The sequence below is a fragment of the Phenylobacterium sp. genome (genome assembly GCF_013911965.1).
Lineage (GTDB): Bacteria > Pseudomonadota > Alphaproteobacteria > Caulobacterales > Caulobacteraceae > Phenylobacterium.
The window spans coordinates 89903-109788 of sequence record NZ_JACESE010000002.1 but is presented as its reverse complement, the minus strand read 5'-3'; the positions used below and the strand labels follow the sequence as shown (position 1 = coordinate 109788).

Sequence of the window (19886 nt, the reverse complement as noted above, 5' to 3'; positions counted from 1 at the left end):
AATGAAGGCCATGCAAGCCGCCGAACAGCCCGCCCACGCCGCCCGCATCCTGATGGTCGACGACGACCCGGGGATCCGCGACGTGGTGTCCGACTTTCTCGGCCGCCACGGCTATTCGGTCGCCACCGCCGGAGACGCCCATGAGATGGAGCAGGTGCTCGACCGGGAGTCCGTGGACCTGATCGTGCTGGACGTGATGCTGCCCGGCGAGGACGGCCTGGCCATCTGTCGGCGCCTGTCGGTGGGCGAAGGTCCGCCGGTGATCATGCTCTCGGCCATGGGCGAGGACACCGACCGCATTGTCGGGCTTGAACTCGGCGCCGACGACTATCTCTCCAAGCCCTGCAACCCACGCGAGCTCCTGGCTCGAATCCGCGCCGTCCTGCGCCGCGCCGAGCAGCGTGGCGCCCAGGAGGAGTTCGGCACGGCCTGCGAATTCGCCGGCTGGCGTCTGGACCTTGTGCGGCGTGAACTGCGGTCGCCGCAGGGCGTGGTGGTCAACCTGTCCTCGGGGGAGTTCTCGCTGCTCCGCGCCTTTGTCGAGCGGCCGCAGCGGGTGCTGACCCGCGACCAGTTGCTGGACTATGCCCGCGGTCCGGATTCCGACGCCTTCGACCGGGCGATCGACGTGCAGATCAGCCGTCTGCGCCGCAAGCTCGACGACGGCGGCGGCCACGACCTGATCCGGACCATCCGCAACGAGGGCTATATGTTCACGCCGAAGGTGAAGCGCCCATGAGGCGGCGCGGCCACGGCCGCCCCACCGCCTCCCTCTTCGTGCAGGTGCTGCTTCTGGTGGGGCTGAGCCTCATCATCGCGCAGGCGATCAGCGTGTTCCTGCTGTTCAACCTGCCGCCGCCGGTGCCCGACTTCTACCGCTTCTCGGAGATCGAGCAGGCGCTGGAAGGTTCGCCGCCCGAGCTGATCGACCGCCGCCCCCTGCAGCACCGGATCGTCGACTCCCGCCCGAGCGACGACTCGCCCGGCGAGACCATGATCTGGGCGCGCGACGAGTTGGCCGACGATCTGGGCGTGCCGCACGAGGACATCGTGGTGGCCAAGACTTACCGCCTGCCGATCTCCGACCGGCGCGTCTTCCGCATCGTGCGCGACCGGATGGAGCGCGCCGGCGGCGAAGGGGCGGAGGACCGCTTTCTCGTCGCCCCCTTCGAGATCGCCATGAAGCGGCCGGACGGGCGCTGGTCGGTGGTGCGCCCGGAGCCCGGCTTCGGCCTCAACGTCTGGCAGCAGAGGGTGCTGCTCTGGTTCCTTCTCTCCTCGCTGGTCATGGCGCCCATCGCCTATCTGTTCGCCAAACGCCTGTCGCAGCCCTTCCGCCTGTTCGCCGAGGCGGCCGAACGGCTCGGCCGCGATCCTGACGCTCCGCCCCTGGCCATCCGCGGCTCGGCGGAGATCTCCGTGGCGGTGAAGGCGTTCAACGGCATGCAGGAGCGGCTGCGCCGCTATGTTCAGGACCGCACGGCCATGGTGGGGGCCATCGCCCACGATCTGCGGACTCCCCTCACCCGCCTGCGCTTCCGGATCGAGAGCGCGCCGGAGGACCAGCGCGCCAAGATGGCCGCCGACATCGACCAGATGGAGGCCATGGTCGCCGCCACCCTCGGCTTCGTCCGCGACGCCACGCGGCCCGGCAAACGGACACGCCTCGAACTCGCCTCCCTGGTGGAGAGCGTCTGCGACGAGATGGCCGAGACGGGCGCGGCGATCGAGGTGCAGGACGCCCAGAAGGTGGTGGTGTTCGGCGACCCGGTCGCCCTGCGGCGGCTGGTCACCAATCTGGCGGAGAACGCCATCAAGTTCGGCGGCTCGGCGCGGGCGCGGGTGTTCACCGAGGACCGGTCGGCCATCGTCGAGATCGCCGACGAGGGGCCCGGCATCCCCGAGGCCGAGATCGAACGCGTCTTCGAACCCTTCTATCGCCGAGAACCCTCGCGCAGCCGGGAGACCGGCGGCATCGGCCTTGGCCTGGCCGTCGTCCGCTCCATCGCCCGCGCTCACGGGGGGGACGTGGTCATGGCCAACCGCCTGGGCGGCGGCCTTACCGCGCGGGTCATCCTGCCGATCTGACGGAGCGTCCCTGAGCGGTCCGGCGGCCCGCGCCGGCGCCCCGCTTTGGGCAGCGGCGCAGTGGCGGGGCGGAGCCGCCGGCCGTATCCTTCGGGCGACCGTCCGCCGGCCCGGATTAGGCCGGAGACACCGGTGATCCACCTGAAAAAATTCTGAGATTCGACAACGCAACCTCAGATGCGCCTCGCGGGTTTGCTTGAGCGGAGCCTTGGCAGGACTCCTCCGGCGCCGGAGGAACGAACGCCGGGGCTCCCGCCGCCTGACAAGGAGTGACCCATGAGCATTGCCGATCCCAACCAGCCCCGCGCGCGCCGCGGCTTCGCCGCCATGAACCCCGAACGGCGCCGCGAAATCGCGCGCAAAGGCGGCGCGAGCGTTCCGGGCGAGAAGCGCAGCTTCGCCAAAGACCGCGACCTGGCCGCCTCGGCCGGCCGCAAGGGCGGAGAAGCCTCTCGCGGCGGCGGCCGGACCCGCGAAGACGAAGCCTAGGCCGCCAGCAGAAACAGCCCGAAGGCTGGCGCGGCGCTGATCCAGCGCCGCTCCAGCCGCCAGCCCCCTTTTCGCGCCAGAGCCTCGAAGGCCTCGGGCGCGAACTTGTGCGAGTTCTCCGTGTGGACCGTCTCGCCCGGGGCGAAGCGGAAGGCCCGTCCGGCGACGCGGACCGTCTGGTCGCGCAGACTCTCCAGATGCATCTCCACGCGGGAGGCCTCCAAATTCCACCGCGCCCGGTGAGCGAAGCCATCGGGGTCGAAGTCGCCGTCCAGCTCCCGGTTGATGCGGGTCAGCAGGTTCAGGTTGAAGGCCGCCGTCACGCCCTGGGCGTCGTCATAGGCGGCGATCAGCACATCTTCCGGTTTCACAAGATCGACGCCGACGAGGAAGCGTGATCCCTCGCCGAGCAGCCGCCTGGCGTTGGCCAGGAACTCGACCGCCTCGCGGGGGTCGAGATTGCCGATGGTCGAGCCCGGGAAGAAGCCGACATGGGGCCGTCCCTGGGTGGCCGCCGGCAGGGTCAAGGCCGTCGTGAAGTCGTCTTCCAGGGGCGCGACCGCCAGGGCCGGATAGTCGGCCTGGAGCCTCTCCGTGGCTTCGGCGAGGGCGCTCCCGCTGATGTCGATGGGCGTGTAGAGGCCGATCTGCGGGGCCTGATCGAGCAGGGCGCGGGTCTTCACGCTGGCGCCGCTGCCGAACTCCACGAGGGCCGCCCCGTCGGGAATGTAGGCGGCGATTTCGCCCGCGGCGTCCTTGAGCAGCGCGATCTCCGTCCGTGTCGGATAGTACTCCGGGAGCTTGCAGATCTCCTCGAACAGCCGCGAGCCCTCGGCGTCGTAGAAGTACTTGGGGGGCACGGCCTTCTGGGGCTTCGCCAGCCCGCTCAGCACGTCGCGCTCGAACTCGCTGGCGGGACGGACCGCGTCATCGCCCTTGCCGTCCTTGGCCAGGCGGACCCCGGAGAACATCCAGCGCTGATGGGGGTGGAAGAAGTTGCGATAGGTGGCCCGGACATGGCCGGGCGGCGTGACGCAGGCGCCGCCGCGCAGCACCATCTGTCCGCTCATGAACTTGCCGTTGTACTCGCCCACGGCGCCGCCGGCCGGGGCGAAGCCGGGATAGGGGCCATAGGCGCTGCGCGTCCATTCCCAGAGATCGCCGAACATCTGGCGCAGGCCCCCGCCCTCGGCGCTTCGCACCTGCGGCGTGGCCCGGCCGATGAAGTTGCCCTCGGGCGCGCGCCCCTGGACCGCCGCCTCCCACTCCGCCTCGGTCGGAAGGCGCGCCCCGGCCCAGGCGGCGTAGGCGTCGGCCTCGTAGTAGCTGACATGGGCGACCGGCGCGTGCGGATCGAGGGGATGAAGCCCGTGCAGGCTCATCTCGCGCCAGGCGCCGTCCGGGCCCGGCTCCCAGTAGGCGGGCGCGCGCCAGCCTTCGGCCTGGACCAGGGCCCAACCGTCGGAAAGCCAGAATTCGGGCCGCCCATAGCCGCCCTCCGCCATGAAGCTCAGCCACTCTGCGTTGGTGACCAGCCGGTCGGCCAGGCGGTACGGCTCCAGATAGACCTTGTGGCGCGGCCCCTCGTTGTCGAAGGCGAAGTCCGCTCCCTCATGGCCGATCTCCACCAGCCCGCCGTCGAAGCCGACGAAACCCATCGCCCCGGGATCGGCGGCCGGCGCCGGCGAGCCATGGCCATAGGCCGGTTTCAGCGGCGACTGGGCGAACAGGTGGAGGATGTCCATCAGGATCAGTTCCTGATGCTGCTCCTCATGCGCCAGCCCCAGATCGACCAGAGGATCGAGCCCGGCGACCTCGCTCAGCAGCAGGCGCGTCATGGCCTCGTCCACATGCGCCCGGTAGGCCATCACCCGCTCGTGCCGCGGGCGCGTCAGCAGGCCCCTTTGCGGCCGGGGCTGACGCGGGCCGAGCGCCTCGTAGTAGGAATTGAAGACATAGCCGAACCGCTCGTCGAACGGGCGATAGCCCGGCAGGTGCGGCTTGAGCAGGAAGGTCTCGAAGAACCAGGTGACGTGGCCGAGGTGCCACTTGGTCGGGCTCGCATCGGGCATCGACTGCGCGCACTGGTCTTCGGGCGTCAGCTCGCGCGCCAGCCACTCGGTCCGCGCGCGGGTCTCCAGGAACCGGGCCAGTCGTGCATCGACCGCCCTCGACGGCCTGTCGATGGCCGGTGCGTCATCCGATGGCGCCAAGGCTCCCCTCCCCGTGGTCGATGGAGCGGCGCGTGCGCAGGACCGCAGACGCCTCCCCAGGATGGTGACGAACGCACAGAGGCGAACGGCGTTCCCCAAAAATGGGCCCTGGCGTCGCGCTTGCAACCCGGAACGGAAGGTCGGCCGCCACGTTGCAGCTTATCCGGGGCGACCTTCGTGACGGGGCGAGCCAGTATGTATTCGAGGGTTCGATGACCACGCGCAGCGAGTGGCGAGACGATGTGGTCGCCATGATTCCGGCGCTTCGGGCGTTCGCCTGGTCCTTGTGCCACAACGGCTCGGACGCCGACGACCTGGTGCAGGACACGCTGATCAAGGCCTGGGCCAACAAGGATAAGTTCGAGCCCGGCTCGAACCTGCGCGCCTGGCTCTTCACCATCCTGCGCAACACCTACTACACGAATGTCGTGCGCCGCCGCCGCGAGGTGCGCGACGAGGACGGCGACTACGCGCGCATGCTGAAGTCGCCGCCCACCCAGGACTGGAGCGTGGCGCTGCACGCGCTGCAGATCGGCCTGGCGCAATTGCCCGACGAGCATCGCGAGGCGCTGATCCTGGTCGGCGCCGCGGGTCTTTCCTATGAGGAGGCGGCCGAAATCTGCGGCTGCGCTCTCGGGACCATCAAGAGCCGCGTGAACCGCGCCCGCGCCCGGCTCCTGAAAATCATGGACGCCGGCGACGCCACCGACGTGATGGCCGACGGCGCGCCGGCCTCCGACGCGGTCAATTCAGCCTAGAACGCAGGGGGGGCCCGTCCGAAGCGGCCTGAGGCTCCCCGCCCTCGAGCTGATCGACGACAGAGGCGATCCGGTCCGGCATGGGGCGGGCGCTGAGATCGCGGAACATGGCCTGGAGGTTCTCGCCCAGCGCCTGCACGCGCCGCTTACGGTCTTTTCTGTTAGCCATGATGTCCTCGCGAACCGCGTGCGGTTTACCAGGAATATGGTCAAGGCGAAGGGTTAATGTCGTCTGGCGCACGGAACGACAGAAGGTCGCAAGCCATTTCCCTCAGACCACCGACTTCAGCCGAAAGCGAGGCGCTTCCATGGCCGACACCCCGCCCCCGAAGGCCGACCCCCAGGACCCGAACATCGAGGCCGGCTACCGTGGCCAGGAGTACGGGATCGACGCCGACGAGCCGCATCCCCAGCCGTCCGAGCTGGTCAAGGAACACGAGGCCTATGTGAAGAAGCTGGGCCACAGGACCGCGCCGGAGACGGACCTGGGCGAGCCCGCCGAGGAAACGCCGGACCCGCCCGAACGCGTCTGAGACCGGCGACCTAGTCCTCGTCGGGATAGATGACCGGCAGCACGAGAGCCGACGGGTGGGCCGCGTCGTGGAAGACGCTGTTCACCGCCACCCGCGGCTTCATCGTCTGGCGGCCCGGCGCCTCACCGGTGTTGGGGTTCACCTCGAACCGCGGACTGTTGGACGAGGTGACATGCAGGGCGATGCGATGGCCCTTTTCGAAGGTCAGGGCGGTCGACCAGAGGTCGATCTCCAGACGTTCCGGCGCGCCCGGCGTCATCATCCGCACCTCGTCCGGCATGCGGCCGCCGCGATAGCGGGCGCGGATCGGCGCATCGAGGACGATGGCCTCGTAGCCGTCGGGATAGACGTCGACCAGCTTGGCGACGAAGTCCGTGTCCAGCCCGTCGGTGGCGCCGTAGAGCTCCACCTTGATGGGGCCGGCGATCACCACATCCCCGTCCAGAACCGGCGTCTGGAACCGAAGATAGTCCTGCCGCTGCGGGATGGCCCGCTGGTCCATGGGACCACGCTCGAAGGTCAGGTTGGCCCCGCCCACCGTGGGAACCGGATTGGCCGGATCGAAGCGGTAGCTGGTCTTCGAGGCCTGGGCCGTCGGCTCGTCCCGCGTCAGCCCCCTGTCCGGCGTCAGATAATAGCGGACCTCTCGATAAGCGGGCGGCCAGTTGGCGGCGCGCACCATGCGGTTCTTGTCCGACAGAGCCCCCTTCCGCGCGCTGGCCATCATGAAATAGCTGACCGGCGGCTCCTCCATGATCCCGTTGGCTTCACCCTTCAGCCAGTGGTCGAACCAGCGGATCTCCTCCTCCCCGCCCAGGTTCAGGCGGTCGAAGCCCGGATATTCCAGGTCGCCGGAGAGGTCTCCGTGGCCGAACGGGCCCATCAGCAGCTTCTGATTGCCCCGGGCGCCCTTCGCCCCCTCGTTCTGCAACCAGGTGAAGTTGTCGAGATTGCCGTTGGCGAAGATGTCGTACCAGCCGCCGACATTGTACATCGGGATCTGGATGTACTTGCGGTTCGTGCTCATGGCCGCACGGTTCCAGAAGACGTCGTCGGTGACGCGGGCCCGGGTCATGTCGATGACCTCGTCGGCGACGCCCTGGCGCTGCAGCCAGCCCACCGTGTCCTTCTCCTTCAGAACCCCGCCCATGTAGGAATTGCGGTTCCGGTCGGTGGGGGCGACCACGACATAGGCCGCCGCCAGGTGCGGCGGAGCGGCCATGGCCGCGGCGTTGGCCGTGATGCCGAGCGCCGAGCCGCCCGTGATGCCGATCCTGCCGTTGCTCCAGGGCTGGCGGGCCGCCCATTCGACAGTGTCGTAGCCGTCCTCGATGTCGTCCTCGAAGGCGGCGTAGAAGCCTTCGGAACGCCCCTTGCCGCGGACGTCCTGCAGCACGAAGACATAGCCGGCGTCGGTGTAGCGCCTGGCCTGGGCGGCGAGCCGCTCGGCGGTGTTGTCGCCGCGCGGATCCTTGATGTAGGGCGTGCGCGACAGGATGACCGGCCAAGGCCCCTGGCCCGCGGGCTTGTAGACATTGGCCGCCAGCTTCACGCCGTCCCGCATCTCGGCGAATTCCTCGACGGCGCCGGGCGGGACCTGATGGGCCGCCACAGCCGCCGCTTCCTGAGCGCGGGCCACGCCGCCGGAGGCGGTCGTCGCAAGCAGAACCGCGGCCAGGGCCGCCAAAGCCTGTTGTCTCATCCCTATCGTTTCCCCGTGCGGCGGGTCGTTGCGCCCGCCTTTCAATCCGTTCAAAGAACCGCCCGCCCCTGCCGCGGGCCGAGGCCATCCTAGGCGGCTTCGCCACCGGGCGGGAAGGGAACCTCAACCGTTGGAGGGGCTTTCAGTCGGATGCTTCAAAACGCCGAGCCGGCCAGCGCCGCCGAGAGCGGAATCGGCGCCTGGATCGCCGCCCATCCGGAGCAGGCCGGACTCGCCGTCGGCGTGCTCGTCTTCGCCGAGAGCCTGGCCTTCGTCGGCTTCTTCGTACCGTCCACGGCCATGCTGCTGGCCATCGGCGCGCTGCTCGGATCGGGCGTCCTGTCCCCCGGGCCCCTGCTCTTCTGGGCGATCCTGGGCGCCATCCTGGGCGACGCCGTCTCCTACGAGCTTGGACGCTGGATGGGCCCCTCGGCCCTGCGCCACCGCTGGCTTCGCAGCCGGCGTCGCTCGGTCGCCCGCGCACGGCTGTTCATTCGTCGCGCCGGCGTGCTGACCATGATCGTGGGACGCTTCACCGGCCCGATCCGCTCGCTCGTGCCGCTGGCCGCCGGCATGCTGACCATGCGCCGCCTGCCCTTCCAGGCCGCCAATGTCGCCGGCGCCGTGCTCTGGATCCCGGTCATGCTCGCGCCGGGCTATCTGGCGGGCCGGGGCCTGAGCCTGCTGCCGCCGGGCGCGCTCGAACCGGCCCTGGCCGGCCTCGCCCTCATGGTGATCGCCGTTCTGGTCTGGCGCTGGCGGCGCAGCGACTAGCACCGCCTTGCGGACCGGGCGGGGCCTGTCGCCTCGGGGGCTTCCCCGACGATTCTCAGCCGATGTCCGTGTCGGAAGCGCGCGATCTGGGGAAGGCGATCTGGGGAAGGTGGCGGTGACGGAGGGATTCGAACCCTCGATACCCTTTCAGGTATGACGATTTAGCAAACCGTTGCCTTCAGCCACTCGGCCACGTCACCAGCTCGATTTTTCAACGGGTTGGCTCCCGCCCTTCGGCGGCCGCGCGAGCGTGGGAATCCCCTGCCGACCGAAGGAGGGTCTCCATAGCCGAAACAACGGGCCGGGGGCAACGCCCCTCGACCGCGTGGGCGAGAAAGTCCCCCGCCGCCGGGCCGCGGCGCCGGATCCGCGGCGCCGAATCGGCGGGAAGCGGCGGCGGTTAACCTGTCGATCAGGGGCTGCGCTCATATTGGGCGGCGAAACCCAGCTCCTGCGCGCAGAATGTCCAACCTCGTCCGCCTCAACACCGGCTCCGCCGGCTCGCATCGACCCGGCGCCTCCGCCGGCCGCGGGCCTGCGCCGGAGTCGGAGGCGCCGCTGGCGGACTTCGCCTTCGAGGATGCGGACGGCCTGCCCCCGCCGGAGGCGCCGCCCCCGTCGGACCGCCGCGGCCCCATGCGGCCGGCCCAGCTCAGCCCCACCCGCCGGCGTCTGCAGGGCGAGGTCTATGCGCGCACCTTTCAGGCTCTGGACGGCCTGTTCCTCGCAGCCGTCAGTCTCACGGCCTTCCTGAGCCTCGGCGGCCAGGCGGGAGTCCACGTCGCCCCCGCCCTGGCGGTGATGATCGCGCTCAGCCTGTCCGGTCGCTACGCTTTCGGCAGCCGCGAGGGACTGGCCTACCACCTCGCAGCGACCGGCCTCGCCGTCCTCGCCGGCGTCGCCGCCGCCGCCGCCATCCTGGCGAGCTTCCTGCCGCCCGCCGCCGTCTTCGCCGCCCTGGGCGCCTGGACCCTGGCCGCATTCCTGGGCCTCTACGCCCTGCACACCACCTGGTGGCTGCTCGTGCGGCGCTGGCGCGGCGACGGGCGGCTGACGCCCAATGTCGTCGTCGTCGGGGCCACGCCCGCCGCCGAACGCCTGATCGCCCACGCCATGCGCTCGCGGGAGCTCAATGTGCTCGGCGTGTTCGACGATCGGCTGGCGCGCGCGCCGCAGGCCATGCGGGGGGTCCCCGTGCTCGGCGACACCCGGGCCCTGCTCGAGCATCGCATCATGCCCTACGTGGATCGGGTGATCGTGGCCGTGCCGGCCGGCGCCCGCCACCGGGTGCGCGAGGTGATCCAGGCGCTTCGGCCGCTGCCGAACGAGATCGCCCTTCTGCTGGAGGACGAGGACCTGGAGACGACGGGGCGCGAGGCGCGCCGCTCCAGCCGGGTGCGCGACATTCCGCTGGCCCGCATCGCCGGGCCGCCCCGCCATCTCGGCCGGGCCGTCGTCAAACGCACGCTCGATCTGACGGCCGGCGGCCTGGCCCTGATCCTCGCCCTGCCTCTGATGGCCCTGCTGGCCCTGGCCATCCGGCTGGACAGCCCCGGTCCGATCTTCTTCCGCCAGCGGCGGCAGGGGTTCAACAATGAAGAGATCGTGGTCTGGAAGTTCCGCTCCATGCGCCACGAGGCCGCCGACGCCCACGCCACCCGCCAGGTGCAGGCCGACGACGACCGCGTCACCCGGGTGGGCCGCTTCATCCGCGCCACCAGCCTGGACGAGCTGCCGCAACTGCTGAACGTCCTGAAGGGCGAGATGTCCCTGGTGGGGCCGCGCCCCCACGCCATCGGCATGATGACCGGCGATGTGGAATCGGCTCGCCTCGTGGCCGAGTACGCCCACCGCCACCGCATGAAGCCGGGCATGACCGGCTGGGCCGCCATCAACGGCTCGCGCGGTCCCGTCGACACGCCCGAAGAGGTCCGCCGCCGCGTCGAGCTGGACGTGGAGTACATCGAGCGCCAGTCCCTCTGGCTCGACCTCTACATCATGGCCATGACCCTCCCCTGCCTGCTGGGCGACCGGCAGGCGGTGCGTTAGGGGCTGCGGCGATGTTCTGGCGCGGCGTCCTCGGCTACCTGCCGGTCAACATCGTCCAGGGCCTGGTGGGCCTGGCGACGATCGTCACCTTCACGCGCCTGCTGCAGCCGTCGCAGTTCGGGGACTACGCCCTCGGCTTCTCGGTGATGAGCCTGCTCCACACGGCGGTCTTCACCTGGAACGAGGCGGCCATGGCCCGCTTCTGGGTGGGCGAGGCCGACCGGGGCAAGGGCGGCGACCACGCCGCCACCGTCTATCGCACCTGGATGGCGATGCTCGTCGTGCTGCCGCTCGCGCTCGCCGCGGCCCTGCTGGTTCCGATGACGCCGAGCCTGAAGCTCGCCGTGGTCTGCGGCGTGCTCGCCGTCCTGCCGCGCACCTTCGCCAAGCTGGCCCAGGAGCGCCGCCGGGCCGCCGGCGAGGTGGCCGGCGCGGCCATGATCGACATCGTCCAGACCCTGGGCGCCTTCCTGGTGGGCGCGGTCCTGGCCTTTGCCGGCCTCGGCGGCGCCGCCCCGCTGATCGGTTTCGGCGTGGCCGCCGCCATCTGCATGACCTGGACCTTCGGCTCCGAAATCAGGCTGTCGCGCACCGGACGTTTCGAGGCGCCGCGCGCGCGGTCCTATGTGGGCTACGGCCTGCCGGTCGCCCTGTCGCTGATCCTCGCCCTGGCGCTTTCGACCACCGACCGGTTCCTGCTGGCGGCCTTCCTGGACGAGGCGGCGGTCGGCCTCTATCACGCCGGCTACAGCCTGGCGAACCGCACCCTCGATGTGCTCTTCATCTGGCTGGGCGCGGCCGGCGGACCGGCCCTGATCGCAGCCCTGGAGCGTGGCGGCGAGCGGGACCTGATCCCCGCGGCGCGCGAACAGGCCAGCGTCATGCTCCTGCTCTGCGTGCCCGCCGCGGCAGGCCTCGCCCTGGTGGCGCAGCCGCTGTCGGCGGTGATGGTCGGCCCCGAACTCGCCGCCGGCGCGGCCCACGTGACGCCCTGGATCGCCGCCAGCGGCCTGTTGGCGGGTCTGACCACCTACTATTTCCATCAGGCCTTCACCCTGGGCCAGCGGACGCGGATGCTGCTGGCGGCCATGGCCATTCCGGCGGTCGCCAACCTCGCCCTGAACCTCGTGCTCATTCCGCGCTTCGGCCTGGATGGCGCGCTGTGGGCCACCCTGGCCAGCTACGCCCTGGGGCTCGCCGCCTCCATGGGCCTGGGCGCCCGCACCCTGAAGCTGCCGGTTCCATGGCGCGCCCTGGCCGAGACGGTCGCCGCCACGGCCCTGATGGCGCTCGCCGTCGTCCAGGTTCCGGCCTTCGGCGGCTGGCTGGAGCTGTTCGCCAAGGCCGCTCTGGGGGCGGCGGTGTTCGGGGCCGTCGCCTTCGGCCTGGATGCGGGCGGCCTGCGCAGCCGCGGCCTCGACGCCTTGCGGACCCTGCGGGCGAGGGCGGCATGAGCGAGACCCTGTTCGACAACGGCGCCTGGGCCGGCGCCGCCCCGCGCCTGTCGGTGCTGGTCCCCTTCAAGGGGGACGACCCCTGCCTGCTCCTCGACCTTCTGGCGCGTGAGCCGATGGCGGCCGAGGTCGTCGTGCTCGACGACGGCACCGCCGATCCGGACCTCACCGCCCGCGTCCGCTCGGCCCTCGACCGTTCGCCCCTGCCCGCCCGCCTCGTCACCCTGGCGAAGAACGAGGGCCGCGCGCGCGGGCGCAACCGTCTGGTCTCCCATGCCCGCGCCGGCCACTTCCTGTTCCTCGACAGCGACATGGCGCCGGACAGTTCAAGCTTCCTCTCAACCTGGCTTGCCCTGATCGACCAGGAGAATCCGGCCGTCGCCTTCGGCGGCTTCTCCCTCGACCAGGCGCCGCCGCGCCGCGATCACGCCCTGCACCGCGCCATGGCCGGCCACAGCGACTGCCTGCCGGCCGAGGTCCGCGCGCTGAACCCCGAGAAGCACGTCTTCACCTCCAACCTTCTCGTGCGGCGCGACGTCTTCGCCGCCGAAGCCTTCGACGAGGGCTTCGCCGGCTGGGGCTGGGAGGATGTGGAGTGGGGCATGCGCGTCGCCCGCCGCTGGCCGATCCGGCATATCGACAACACCGCCACCCACCTTGGCCTCGATCCCGCTCCGGTGATCGCGGCCAAGTACGAGCAGTCGGCGGCCAACTTCGCCCGGGTGGTGGCGGCCCATCGCGAGGTGGTCAGCGCCTATCCCAGCTATCGCGCCGCCAAGCTCCTGAAGCGCGCGCCCCTGCGCCGCCTGTGGCGGCCGCTCATCAAGGCCTATGCGCTCGCCGAGCTGGCGCCGGTGCGGAGCCGCGCCTTCGCCATGCGCCTCTATCGCGCCGCCCTCTATGCGGAGGCCGTCTGATGGACCAGCCCTACCAGCCCGACCGCAGCCTCAAGGGGAAGGTGCGCCGCCGCGCCGTGCGGCTCATGCACCGGCGCCCGCTGGCCGTGGCGCCGGACCGGCCGATGGTCACCTTCAGCTTCGACGACGCGCCCCGCAGCGCGGCGGAGACCGGCGCCCGCCTGCTCGAGGCCTGCGGCGCGCGCGGCGTCTTCTACGTCTCGGCGGGCCTGGCGGGCGACGAGGGTCATATGGGTCCGTTCGCCGAGGCGGCCGACTACCGGCGGCTGGCCGAAGCCGGACACGAGATCGCCTGCCACACCTATTCCCACCTCGACTGCGGACGGGCGGACGGGCGGACCGCCAGCCTCGACGCGGCGCGCAATGTCGAGACGCTTTCCAGTTGGCGCGCCGGCCCCATCCGCAACTTCGCCTATCCCTACGGCGACGTCGCGCCCGCCCCCAAGGCGGCCCTGGGCGGCCGCTACGCCACCCTGCGCGCCCTGCACCACGGCGTGATCACGGCGGGAACGGACCTGAACCAGACCCCGGCCGTCGGCATAGAGGGGCCGGACGGCCAGGCCGTGGCCGAGCGCTGGCTGGCCGAGGCCCTGGCGCGCAAGGCCTGGCTCATCCTCTACACCCACGACGTGCGGCCCGAGCCGTCGCCCTATGGCTGCACGCCGGAGGTGCTGGCCCGCCTGATCGACCGCGCCCAGGCGGACGGCTTCGATATCGTCACCGCCGCCGAGGCCTCGCGACGGCTGCAGATCGCGCCGGCGGCCTAGTCCTCGTCCTCCGCGCGCTTGCGCCGCCGGTTCGCCTTGGCGCGGCTGGCCCAAAGCTTGCGGTGCGCGATCGCCGCCATCGGGTCGTCCTTGCGCTCGAAATAGGCGCTCTCCCGCTCCAGCTTGCGGTAGCTCTCCAGTCGCTCGGGCGTGAGGTCGCCGGCCGCGATGGCCGCCTGGACCGCACAGCCCGGTTCGCCGGCATGGGCGCAGTTGCGGAAGCGGCACTGCAGCGCCAGCGCCTCGATGTCCTCGAAGGTCTGGCTCGCGGCCTCCTCGCCCGGATCCCACAGGCCGAGTTCCCGCATGCCCGGCGTATCGAGGATCAGGCCTCCGCCCGGCAGGAGGATGAGTTCGCGATGGGTCGTGGTGTGGCGGCCGCGGCCGTCGGCGGCCCGCACCTCGCCCACCGTCTGACGCGCCTCGCCGGCCAGGGCGTTGACCAGGGTGGACTTGCCGACGCCGGACATGCCCAGCAGGACCGCGGTGCGGCCGGGCGCGAGATAGCCCGCCACCGCCTCCACCCCCTCGCCCGTCAGCGACGACAGGGCGTGGACCGGCGCGCCGGCGGCGATCTTCTCGACCTCGGCGACCTGTTCCGACGGATCGTCGACGAGATCGGCCTTGGTCAGCACGACCACCGGCTGGGCGCCGGTGCGCCAGGCTGCGGTGAGATAGCGCTCGATGCGGCGCAGGTTGAAGTCGGCGTCCAGGCCGGTGGTCAGGAAGACGACGTCGAAATTGGCCGCCACAACCTGCGGCTTGTCCTGCGTCCCGGCGGCCCGGCGGACGAACTGGCTGCGGCGGGGCAGGACGGCCTGGACGATGGCGACCCCGTCGCCCTGCGGCGGCGTGACGGCCACCCAGTCGCCGACCACCGGCAGGTCTGTGGCGCTGGCGTTGTGCAGGAAGCGGCCCGACGCCTCGGCGGAGAATTCCCCGGCCGCCCCGATCAGGACGTAGCGGGCGCGATGCTGGACGGCGACGCGGGCGGGGATCAGCCCCTGGTCGGCATAGGGGGCGAAATCGTGCTGGAGCTCATCGGTCCAGCCATAGGAGGACAGCAAATCGAAAGTCCTTCGAACGGATTGGCCAGGCGGCGCCGCCGAAGGTCTCAGCCCTGCTGGCGCGCGCGACGAAGGGGGGCGGCGTGAAGCACAGTCATGAACGCACCCTCCTTTCCGTCGCGGGCCGATGTTCGAGAGGCGGAGGTTCGCCCCGCCCGCGGCCGCCGTCAAGCGCGACGGCGCTCGACCTCGTGATCGGGCCAGGCCAGCTTGACCGCGATGGTCACGAACAGCACCCAGCGGAAGTCGTTGTAGGTGACCGCCACGCTCTCGGTGATACTCATCAGGCTGTAGACGATGAGGAAGGGGACGGCGAGATAGGCGCCCCTGTCGCGGAAGAGGGCCAGCAGGGCGAGGAACAGCGTCTGCGCATAGAACAGGGCGAAGGCGGCCAGGCCCAGCAGGCCCATTCCGATCCACTGCTCCACCCAGGCGTTGTGGGCGTGCTGGGGCGTGAAGCCGGCCTCCTTGACCATGCTGGCGAGCGGCGCCCAGGGACCGAGATCGTCCCACACCACGCCGTAGCCGTAGCCGGTCCAGGGCCGCTGCTCGATCTGGGTCATGGCCGCAGCCCAGATCTTGGTCCGGCCGGTGAGCGTGGCGTCCTTGCCCAGCACCTCGAAGAACAGATCGGCGGCCAGCAGCATCACGCCGGCCACCATCCCCACCCCGAGCACGGCCAGCCAGACGACGGCGATCCGGGTGGCCGGTCCCCGGCGCATGATGGCCACGAGGACGAGGCCGCCCAGGCCCATGACCAGGGCGACGAGGGATGTCTTAGAGGTGGAAAGGAGCGTGAGCAGCAGGGCCAGCGCCATGAATCCCCACCAGAGGAGGCGTCGGCGGGGGTTGAGCGCGGCCGCCGCCCCCATGGCGGCGAAGCCCAGCGCCATGTTGCCGCCAAGGGCGTTCTTCTCCGGCCAGACCCCGCGCCAGGCGCCGGGGAAGATCTCCTGCATGATCCCGATCGACGGCATGACGATGGGCACGACGAAGGCGATGACGGCGAGCGCTGCGAAACTGCCGGCGATCACCTCGGCCAGCTCCGGCCACCGGAAGCGCGAGGCGAGCACGACCCCGCCAAGGGCCGAGCAATAGGCGGCGAAGACGCGGCGCAGGGTCTGGTCGGGCGCGATGGACCACAGGGTCGAGGCCGCGACGATCAACATCAGGGCGATCAGGAAGGGCTGCCGCAGCAGGGCCTGCAGGGTCGCGCCCGGGGCGGCGGCGAAGAGCAGGAAGGCGGCGGCGTAGGCCGGCAGATAGAGGACGCGGATCAGGCCGCCCTCGGCCGCGCTCGCCTGCTCGCCCATCAGGGGGAAGACCCAGGCCTGGCTGAAGACCAGCAGCAGAAAGACCGCCGCGCCGACGAGGAGCAGGCGCCAGGCGGTCAGGGGCGCGGGGGGAGAACCATACGCGTAGCCGGCCGGGGTCACGGCATCAGGCCGCGCACGATGGGCGGCGGCTCCACCGTGGCGCGGTTGAAGAACAGGCCCGCCACGTCCGCGCCAGCTCCGACCAGGGAATCGCGCAGGAGGGCCGGCGCACGGACGTCGGGCTCGTCGGCGGCGACGACCAGCACGGTCTGGTCCATGAAGGGCGCCACGGTCATCGCCGCCTGCGAGCGGTCGGCGGACGGGCAGTCGACGATGATCAGGTCGGCGAACCGGCGCAGGCCGTTCCAGTAGTCGCCCTCGCCGACGATATGGACCGCCTGGCGGCCGCGCAGGGCCTCGCGGCGGAACCGCGTCACCCACCAGCGCGCCGCGCCGACCCGATGGGCGGCCAGGAACCGGGCGTCGGGCCAGGGCTTGCCGTCGGGCCCCTTGGCCGGCGGATTGACGGCGAAGAAGATCGAGCCATCGGGGCTGGCGGCCGCCGGCTGGCCCAGCAGGCCGTAGCGCTCGCTCTCCTCGGCGATGGCGGCGTGCTGGGGCGAGGACAGTAGATCCAGATCGACCAGCCAGACCGATCGTCCGGCGCGCCGGGCGGCGAAGAAGGCGAGTTCGCGCGCGACCGTCGAGGTCCCCTCCCCGCGCCGGGCCGAGACGAACTGGATGACGCGCGCGCGGCCGGCCGCCGGCGCTCCCAGGGACGCCCACAGCTCGGCCATTTCGGCGTTGAGGTTCACCATTGCTCGAATCGCCGCGCACTCACCTGGGCGACGTTAGCCCAAACCGAGGTTGTAGCGACGGCCCACAGAGTCAGGCGGCCTTCAGGCGCGCCGAACCGAGCACCGGCAGGTCAAGCGTGCGCGAGGCCGACTGCGGCGTCGGCAGGCCCGGACGCAGGAACATGCGCAGCAGTCCCGCGCAGAGGGCCGTGAAGCCGGCGAAGAGGAAGGCCAGGACGAACACCGGCTTCTTCAGGCTCTTGCCCTTGGTCGGCGGCACCGCGCGCTGGACGATGCGGATATTGTCGTTCGAGGCCGCGGCGATCTCGCGGGCGGCGCGGTTCTGCTCTTCCTTGACGGCGAAGTCGCGCACATTGGCCTGCAGCACGTCGCGGTCGAGGCTGAGCGCCTGGAAGCGGGGCTCCAGTTCGGCCAGCCTGAGCCGGCGATCGAGAAGCTGGCGAAGCTGATCGGCCAGGGCCTCCTGGCTCTGGCGCAGGGCGGCCACCTCGGCCTGCAGCTGGATCTTCTCGGTCTGCAGGGTCTGCCAGACCGGATTGATGCCGATACGCTTGGCGCCGTCGCCGGCGGCGCGGCCCTCAGCGATCCCCTGTTCCAGCCGGGCGATCTGGTTGTCGAGCTCTCGCACGGGCTGGGCGTCGGACCGGTAGCGCGAGAGCAGGTCCTCGCGCTGCAGCTTCAGCTGCATGAGCTTGTCGTTGGCGGCGTTGTTGACGTCGCGATAGAGGCCGACCTCCTGCGAGACCTGCCCCATCTGGTTCTCCAGCACGGTCAGCCGCCCGATGCGGTCCTGCAGCTGGGCTTCCGTCTGGTACTTCTGCTGCTCGATCTGGGCCTGCAGTTGGGCGAGCGCGGCCTTCTCGGCCACGAAATCCCCGATGCGGTTGCTGGTCAGGAAGTCCTCATAGGCCTGATCGGCCTGGGCCAGGCGCGTCTCGAAAGCCTCGCGCTGCTCCTCCAGCGCCGGCGTGGTCGACCCCACCAGGACGTTGCGCCGGAAGACCAGGTACTCCTCCAGCAGCGTATTCAGCACCAGGGCCGCGGTCTGCGGATCCTCGTGCTCGAAGCTCAGGCGCACGATCGGCGTGTCCGGCGCCGTGCCGATCTTCAGGCCCGCCTCCATGGCCCGGATCGCCTGGCTCAGGATCACCCGCTTCTCGGCGGCGTCGGCCACCACGTACTTCTTGGCGAGCTTCGGATAGATGCGCGTCAGGCCCAGCCGGTCGATGACGCGCTGCTTGAGCTCCGCCGAGCCGAGGATCTCGGTCTCGGCCTGAATGACCTGATCGGAGTCGGGCACGGCGCCGCGCCCCGCGTCGCCCGCCCGCGGCTCGTAGACGTATTCCTGGCCGAGGCGGACGAGAATGCTCGACTGGGCCGGATAGCTGGTCTTGAGCGAGAAGGCCGCCGCCGCGCCGAGCACGAAGAGCACCAGGAAGACGGCCAGCATCAGGAACCGCTCGCGCCACAGCAGGGTCACGAAGTCCGAGGGCGCATAGCGCGGTCGCGCCGCCCAATCGCCGCTGTGCGGGGCTGGATCGTGCGGTCTCTGTGTCCAGGCGCCCGGCGTGGCCATCACGAATCCAACTGCCCCCAACGTGCTCAGCCGGACCCTTGCGGGCGTGCGCTTAAGACTTCGTTACCCATTCCTGTTAACCCTGGCGACATGCTGATGCGCCGCCGCTCGACCGCCGTCTACAGCCTCGTCCTGGCCCTTTGCGTCGCCGGTTGCGGGGCGCCTCGCGCCCTGCCCGGGGCGAGCCTCGTCGGCCTGGGCGAACCTCCGCCCCGCGGCCCGGGTTTCGCCGACATTCCCTACGCGCAATGGACGGACTTCGAGCCGCCCTACCGCTTCTATCCGGGCGACGAACTCGAGGTGACGGTGCCCTCGGCGCCGGAGCTGAACAAGACCGTGACGGTTCAGCCGGACGGGCGCATCACGGTTCCGCTGATTCCGCCGATCATGGCCGCCGACCGGACGACCCTGGAGCTCGAGGCGGCCCTGTCGCAGGCCTATGGCGCACACCTGCTGCGGCCGGACGCCTTCGTCACCCCCAAGGCCGCGCCGCTCAAGGTGTTCGTGGGCGGGGAAGTCGGCCAGCCCGGAATCTACGACATGGCCGGCGACGCCGACGCCCTGCGCGCCGTGATCCAGGCGGGGGGCTTCCGCACGACGGCCGACCGCAGCAAGGTGATCATCCTGCGGCGAGGCGCCGAAGGCCGCGGCATGATGCGCTCGGTGGACCTGTTGCGGGGATTGCGCGATCCGACGACGGACCTGGTGCCCCTGCGCCGATTCGACATCGTCTATGTGCCACGCAGCGGCGTGGCCAACGCCGGGCTGTTCGTCCAGCAGTACTTCCGCGACCTCTCGCCGATCCAGTTCGGCTTCAGCTATGCGCTGAACGAACAGCAGGCGAACTGAGACGCCAAGGCGCGCCCGCAGCCCCCGGGCCGCAGGCGGGAAGCGCCGTCGTCAGGCCCGGGGGCTCAGCCCTGGGCGAGCCACTCGCGGGCCGCGCGCTGAGCTTCGGCCACTTCTTCGGAAGCCATCTCCTGCGAGAGCTCCTTGCGGTAGATCTTGGCCTCCACCGAACCGCGCATGGCGGCCAGGTTGAACAGCATGTGCGCCGAAACATAGTCCAGCGGCGCGCCGCCCTGACCGGTGGAGTACAGCATGCCCAGGCGGAACAGCTCGTCGCCGCTCGCGTCCGGACCAGGCAGAGGAAGGCCTTCCGCGCTTCCGATCGCCAGATTGCCAATCATGACTCTTCGTCCCCTTCGCCAGCGGCTCCCCCTTCTGGGGCTCGCGCCGCTATCCATGAGGCAAGAAAAGTCGTGATCAACTGAACATATGGTTAAACCGCAAAACAACCGCAGTTCATGCGACATCCTGGCAGTCGTCGCGCTTGTTACTGGCGCGAAACCTTTGTGTTGGTTC

General features: G+C 70.6%; 18 protein-coding genes and 1 tRNA gene. 11 read left to right on the top strand and 8 right to left on the bottom strand.

Going from position 1 to position 19886, the window contains the following annotated elements:
• The first annotated feature begins 1 nt into the window (after position 1).
• The 3 genes from H2041_RS02355 (at position 2) to H2041_RS02345 (ending at position 2577) form a co-directional block, all read left to right on the top strand.
• On the top strand, positions 2 to 739 hold the full coding sequence (locus H2041_RS02355; protein ID WP_293409023.1) for a response regulator: 738 nt from the start codon (positions 2 to 4) through the stop codon (positions 737 to 739).
• Entirely contained in the window at positions 736 to 2088 is a 1353-nt protein-coding gene (locus tag H2041_RS02350) for an ATP-binding protein (RefSeq protein ID WP_293409020.1), read from the top strand. Before H2041_RS02355 ends, H2041_RS02350 begins: the two co-directional genes overlap by 4 nt.
• Positions 2089 to 2364: 276 nt before the next feature.
• Positions 2365 to 2577, top strand: coding sequence for a general stress protein (locus H2041_RS02345; RefSeq protein ID WP_293409018.1), 213 nt, complete (start codon positions 2365 to 2367; stop codon positions 2575 to 2577).
• On the opposite strand, the gene egtB is transcribed toward H2041_RS02345, so the two are convergent.
• Entirely contained in the window at positions 2574 to 4790 is a 2217-nt protein-coding gene (gene egtB / locus H2041_RS02340) for an ergothioneine biosynthesis protein EgtB (protein ID WP_293409016.1), read from the bottom strand. The genes H2041_RS02345 and egtB overlap by 4 nt on opposite strands.
• Before the next feature lie 212 nt (positions 4791 to 5002).
• Between egtB and H2041_RS02335 the strand changes: the two genes are divergently transcribed.
• Together H2041_RS02335 and H2041_RS02330 are read left to right on the top strand one after the other, a co-directional pair.
• Complete coding sequence (locus H2041_RS02335; protein ID WP_293409014.1) at positions 5003 to 5548, top strand: sigma-70 family RNA polymerase sigma factor; 546 nt, start codon at positions 5003 to 5005, stop codon at positions 5546 to 5548.
• A 308-nt stretch (positions 5549 to 5856) separates the two neighbouring features.
• Positions 5857 to 6081 (top strand): hypothetical protein, encoded by a 225-nt coding sequence (locus tag H2041_RS02330; protein ID WP_293409012.1) that lies wholly within the window; start codon positions 5857 to 5859, stop codon positions 6079 to 6081.
• Positions 6082 to 6091: 10 nt separating this feature from the next.
• On the opposite strand, the gene H2041_RS02325 is transcribed toward H2041_RS02330, so the two are convergent.
• Complete coding sequence (locus H2041_RS02325) at positions 6092 to 7783, bottom strand: CocE/NonD family hydrolase (protein ID WP_293409010.1); 1692 nt, start codon at positions 7781 to 7783, stop codon at positions 6092 to 6094.
• Between the two features lie 150 nt (positions 7784 to 7933).
• On the opposite strand from H2041_RS02325, the gene H2041_RS02320 reads away from it, so the two are divergent.
• On the top strand, positions 7934 to 8557 hold the full coding sequence (locus H2041_RS02320; protein WP_293409008.1) for a DedA family protein: 624 nt from the start codon (positions 7934 to 7936) through the stop codon (positions 8555 to 8557).
• 110 nt (positions 8558 to 8667) lie between these two features.
• Here the strand turns inward: H2041_RS02320 and H2041_RS02315 are convergent.
• Positions 8668 to 8757: transfer RNA gene (locus tag H2041_RS02315), tRNA-Ser, on the bottom strand.
• Between the two features lie 262 nt (positions 8758 to 9019).
• On the opposite strand from H2041_RS02315, the gene H2041_RS02310 reads away from it, so the two are divergent.
• The 4 genes from H2041_RS02310 to H2041_RS02295 are packed head-to-tail and all read left to right on the top strand — an operon-like array spanning position 9020 to position 13744.
• A complete protein-coding gene (locus tag H2041_RS02310) occupies positions 9020 to 10606 on the top strand; it encodes an exopolysaccharide biosynthesis polyprenyl glycosylphosphotransferase (protein WP_293409006.1) in 1587 nt (528 codons plus the stop codon).
• Between the two features lie 11 nt (positions 10607 to 10617).
• The gene (locus H2041_RS02305; protein WP_293409005.1) at positions 10618 to 12060 is read left to right on the top strand and encodes a lipopolysaccharide biosynthesis protein; all 1443 of its coding nucleotides are present in this window, start codon (positions 10618 to 10620) and stop codon (positions 12058 to 12060) included.
• On the top strand, positions 12057 to 12977 hold the full coding sequence (locus H2041_RS02300) for a glycosyltransferase (RefSeq protein ID WP_293409004.1): 921 nt from the start codon (positions 12057 to 12059) through the stop codon (positions 12975 to 12977). Before H2041_RS02305 ends, H2041_RS02300 begins: the two co-directional genes overlap by 4 nt.
• Positions 12977 to 13744 (top strand): polysaccharide deacetylase family protein, encoded by a 768-nt coding sequence (locus tag H2041_RS02295; RefSeq protein WP_293409003.1) that lies wholly within the window; start codon positions 12977 to 12979, stop codon positions 13742 to 13744. Before H2041_RS02300 ends, H2041_RS02295 begins: the two co-directional genes overlap by 1 nt.
• Here H2041_RS02295 and rsgA read toward each other — a convergent pair.
• From rsgA to H2041_RS02275, 4 genes are all read right to left on the bottom strand, one after another.
• Complete coding sequence (gene rsgA / locus H2041_RS02290) at positions 13741 to 14811, bottom strand: ribosome small subunit-dependent GTPase A (protein WP_293409002.1); 1071 nt, start codon at positions 14809 to 14811, stop codon at positions 13741 to 13743. The genes H2041_RS02295 and rsgA overlap by 4 nt on opposite strands.
• Positions 14812 to 14978: 167 nt before the next feature.
• A complete protein-coding gene (locus tag H2041_RS02285; protein WP_293409000.1) occupies positions 14979 to 16247 on the bottom strand; it encodes an O-antigen ligase in 1269 nt (422 codons plus the stop codon).
• Entirely contained in the window at positions 16244 to 16945 is a 702-nt protein-coding gene (locus H2041_RS02280; RefSeq protein WP_293408999.1) for a sugar kinase, read from the bottom strand. The genes H2041_RS02285 and H2041_RS02280 overlap by 4 nt, the downstream gene beginning before the upstream one ends.
• Before the next feature lie 70 nt (positions 16946 to 17015).
• Positions 17016 to 18521, bottom strand: coding sequence for a GumC family protein (locus tag H2041_RS02275; RefSeq protein WP_293408998.1), 1506 nt, complete (start codon positions 18519 to 18521; stop codon positions 17016 to 17018).
• A gap of 96 nt (positions 18522 to 18617) precedes the next feature.
• Here H2041_RS02275 and H2041_RS02270 point away from each other — a divergent pair, with 96 nt between their 5' ends.
• Positions 18618 to 19370, top strand: coding sequence for a polysaccharide biosynthesis/export family protein (locus H2041_RS02270; protein ID WP_293408997.1), 753 nt, complete (start codon positions 18618 to 18620; stop codon positions 19368 to 19370).
• A 65-nt stretch (positions 19371 to 19435) separates the two neighbouring features.
• On the opposite strand, the gene H2041_RS02265 is transcribed toward H2041_RS02270, so the two are convergent.
• Positions 19436 to 19711, bottom strand: coding sequence for a sel1 repeat family protein (locus H2041_RS02265; protein ID WP_293408995.1), 276 nt, complete (start codon positions 19709 to 19711; stop codon positions 19436 to 19438).
• Between the last annotated feature and the right edge of the window lie 175 nt (positions 19712 to 19886).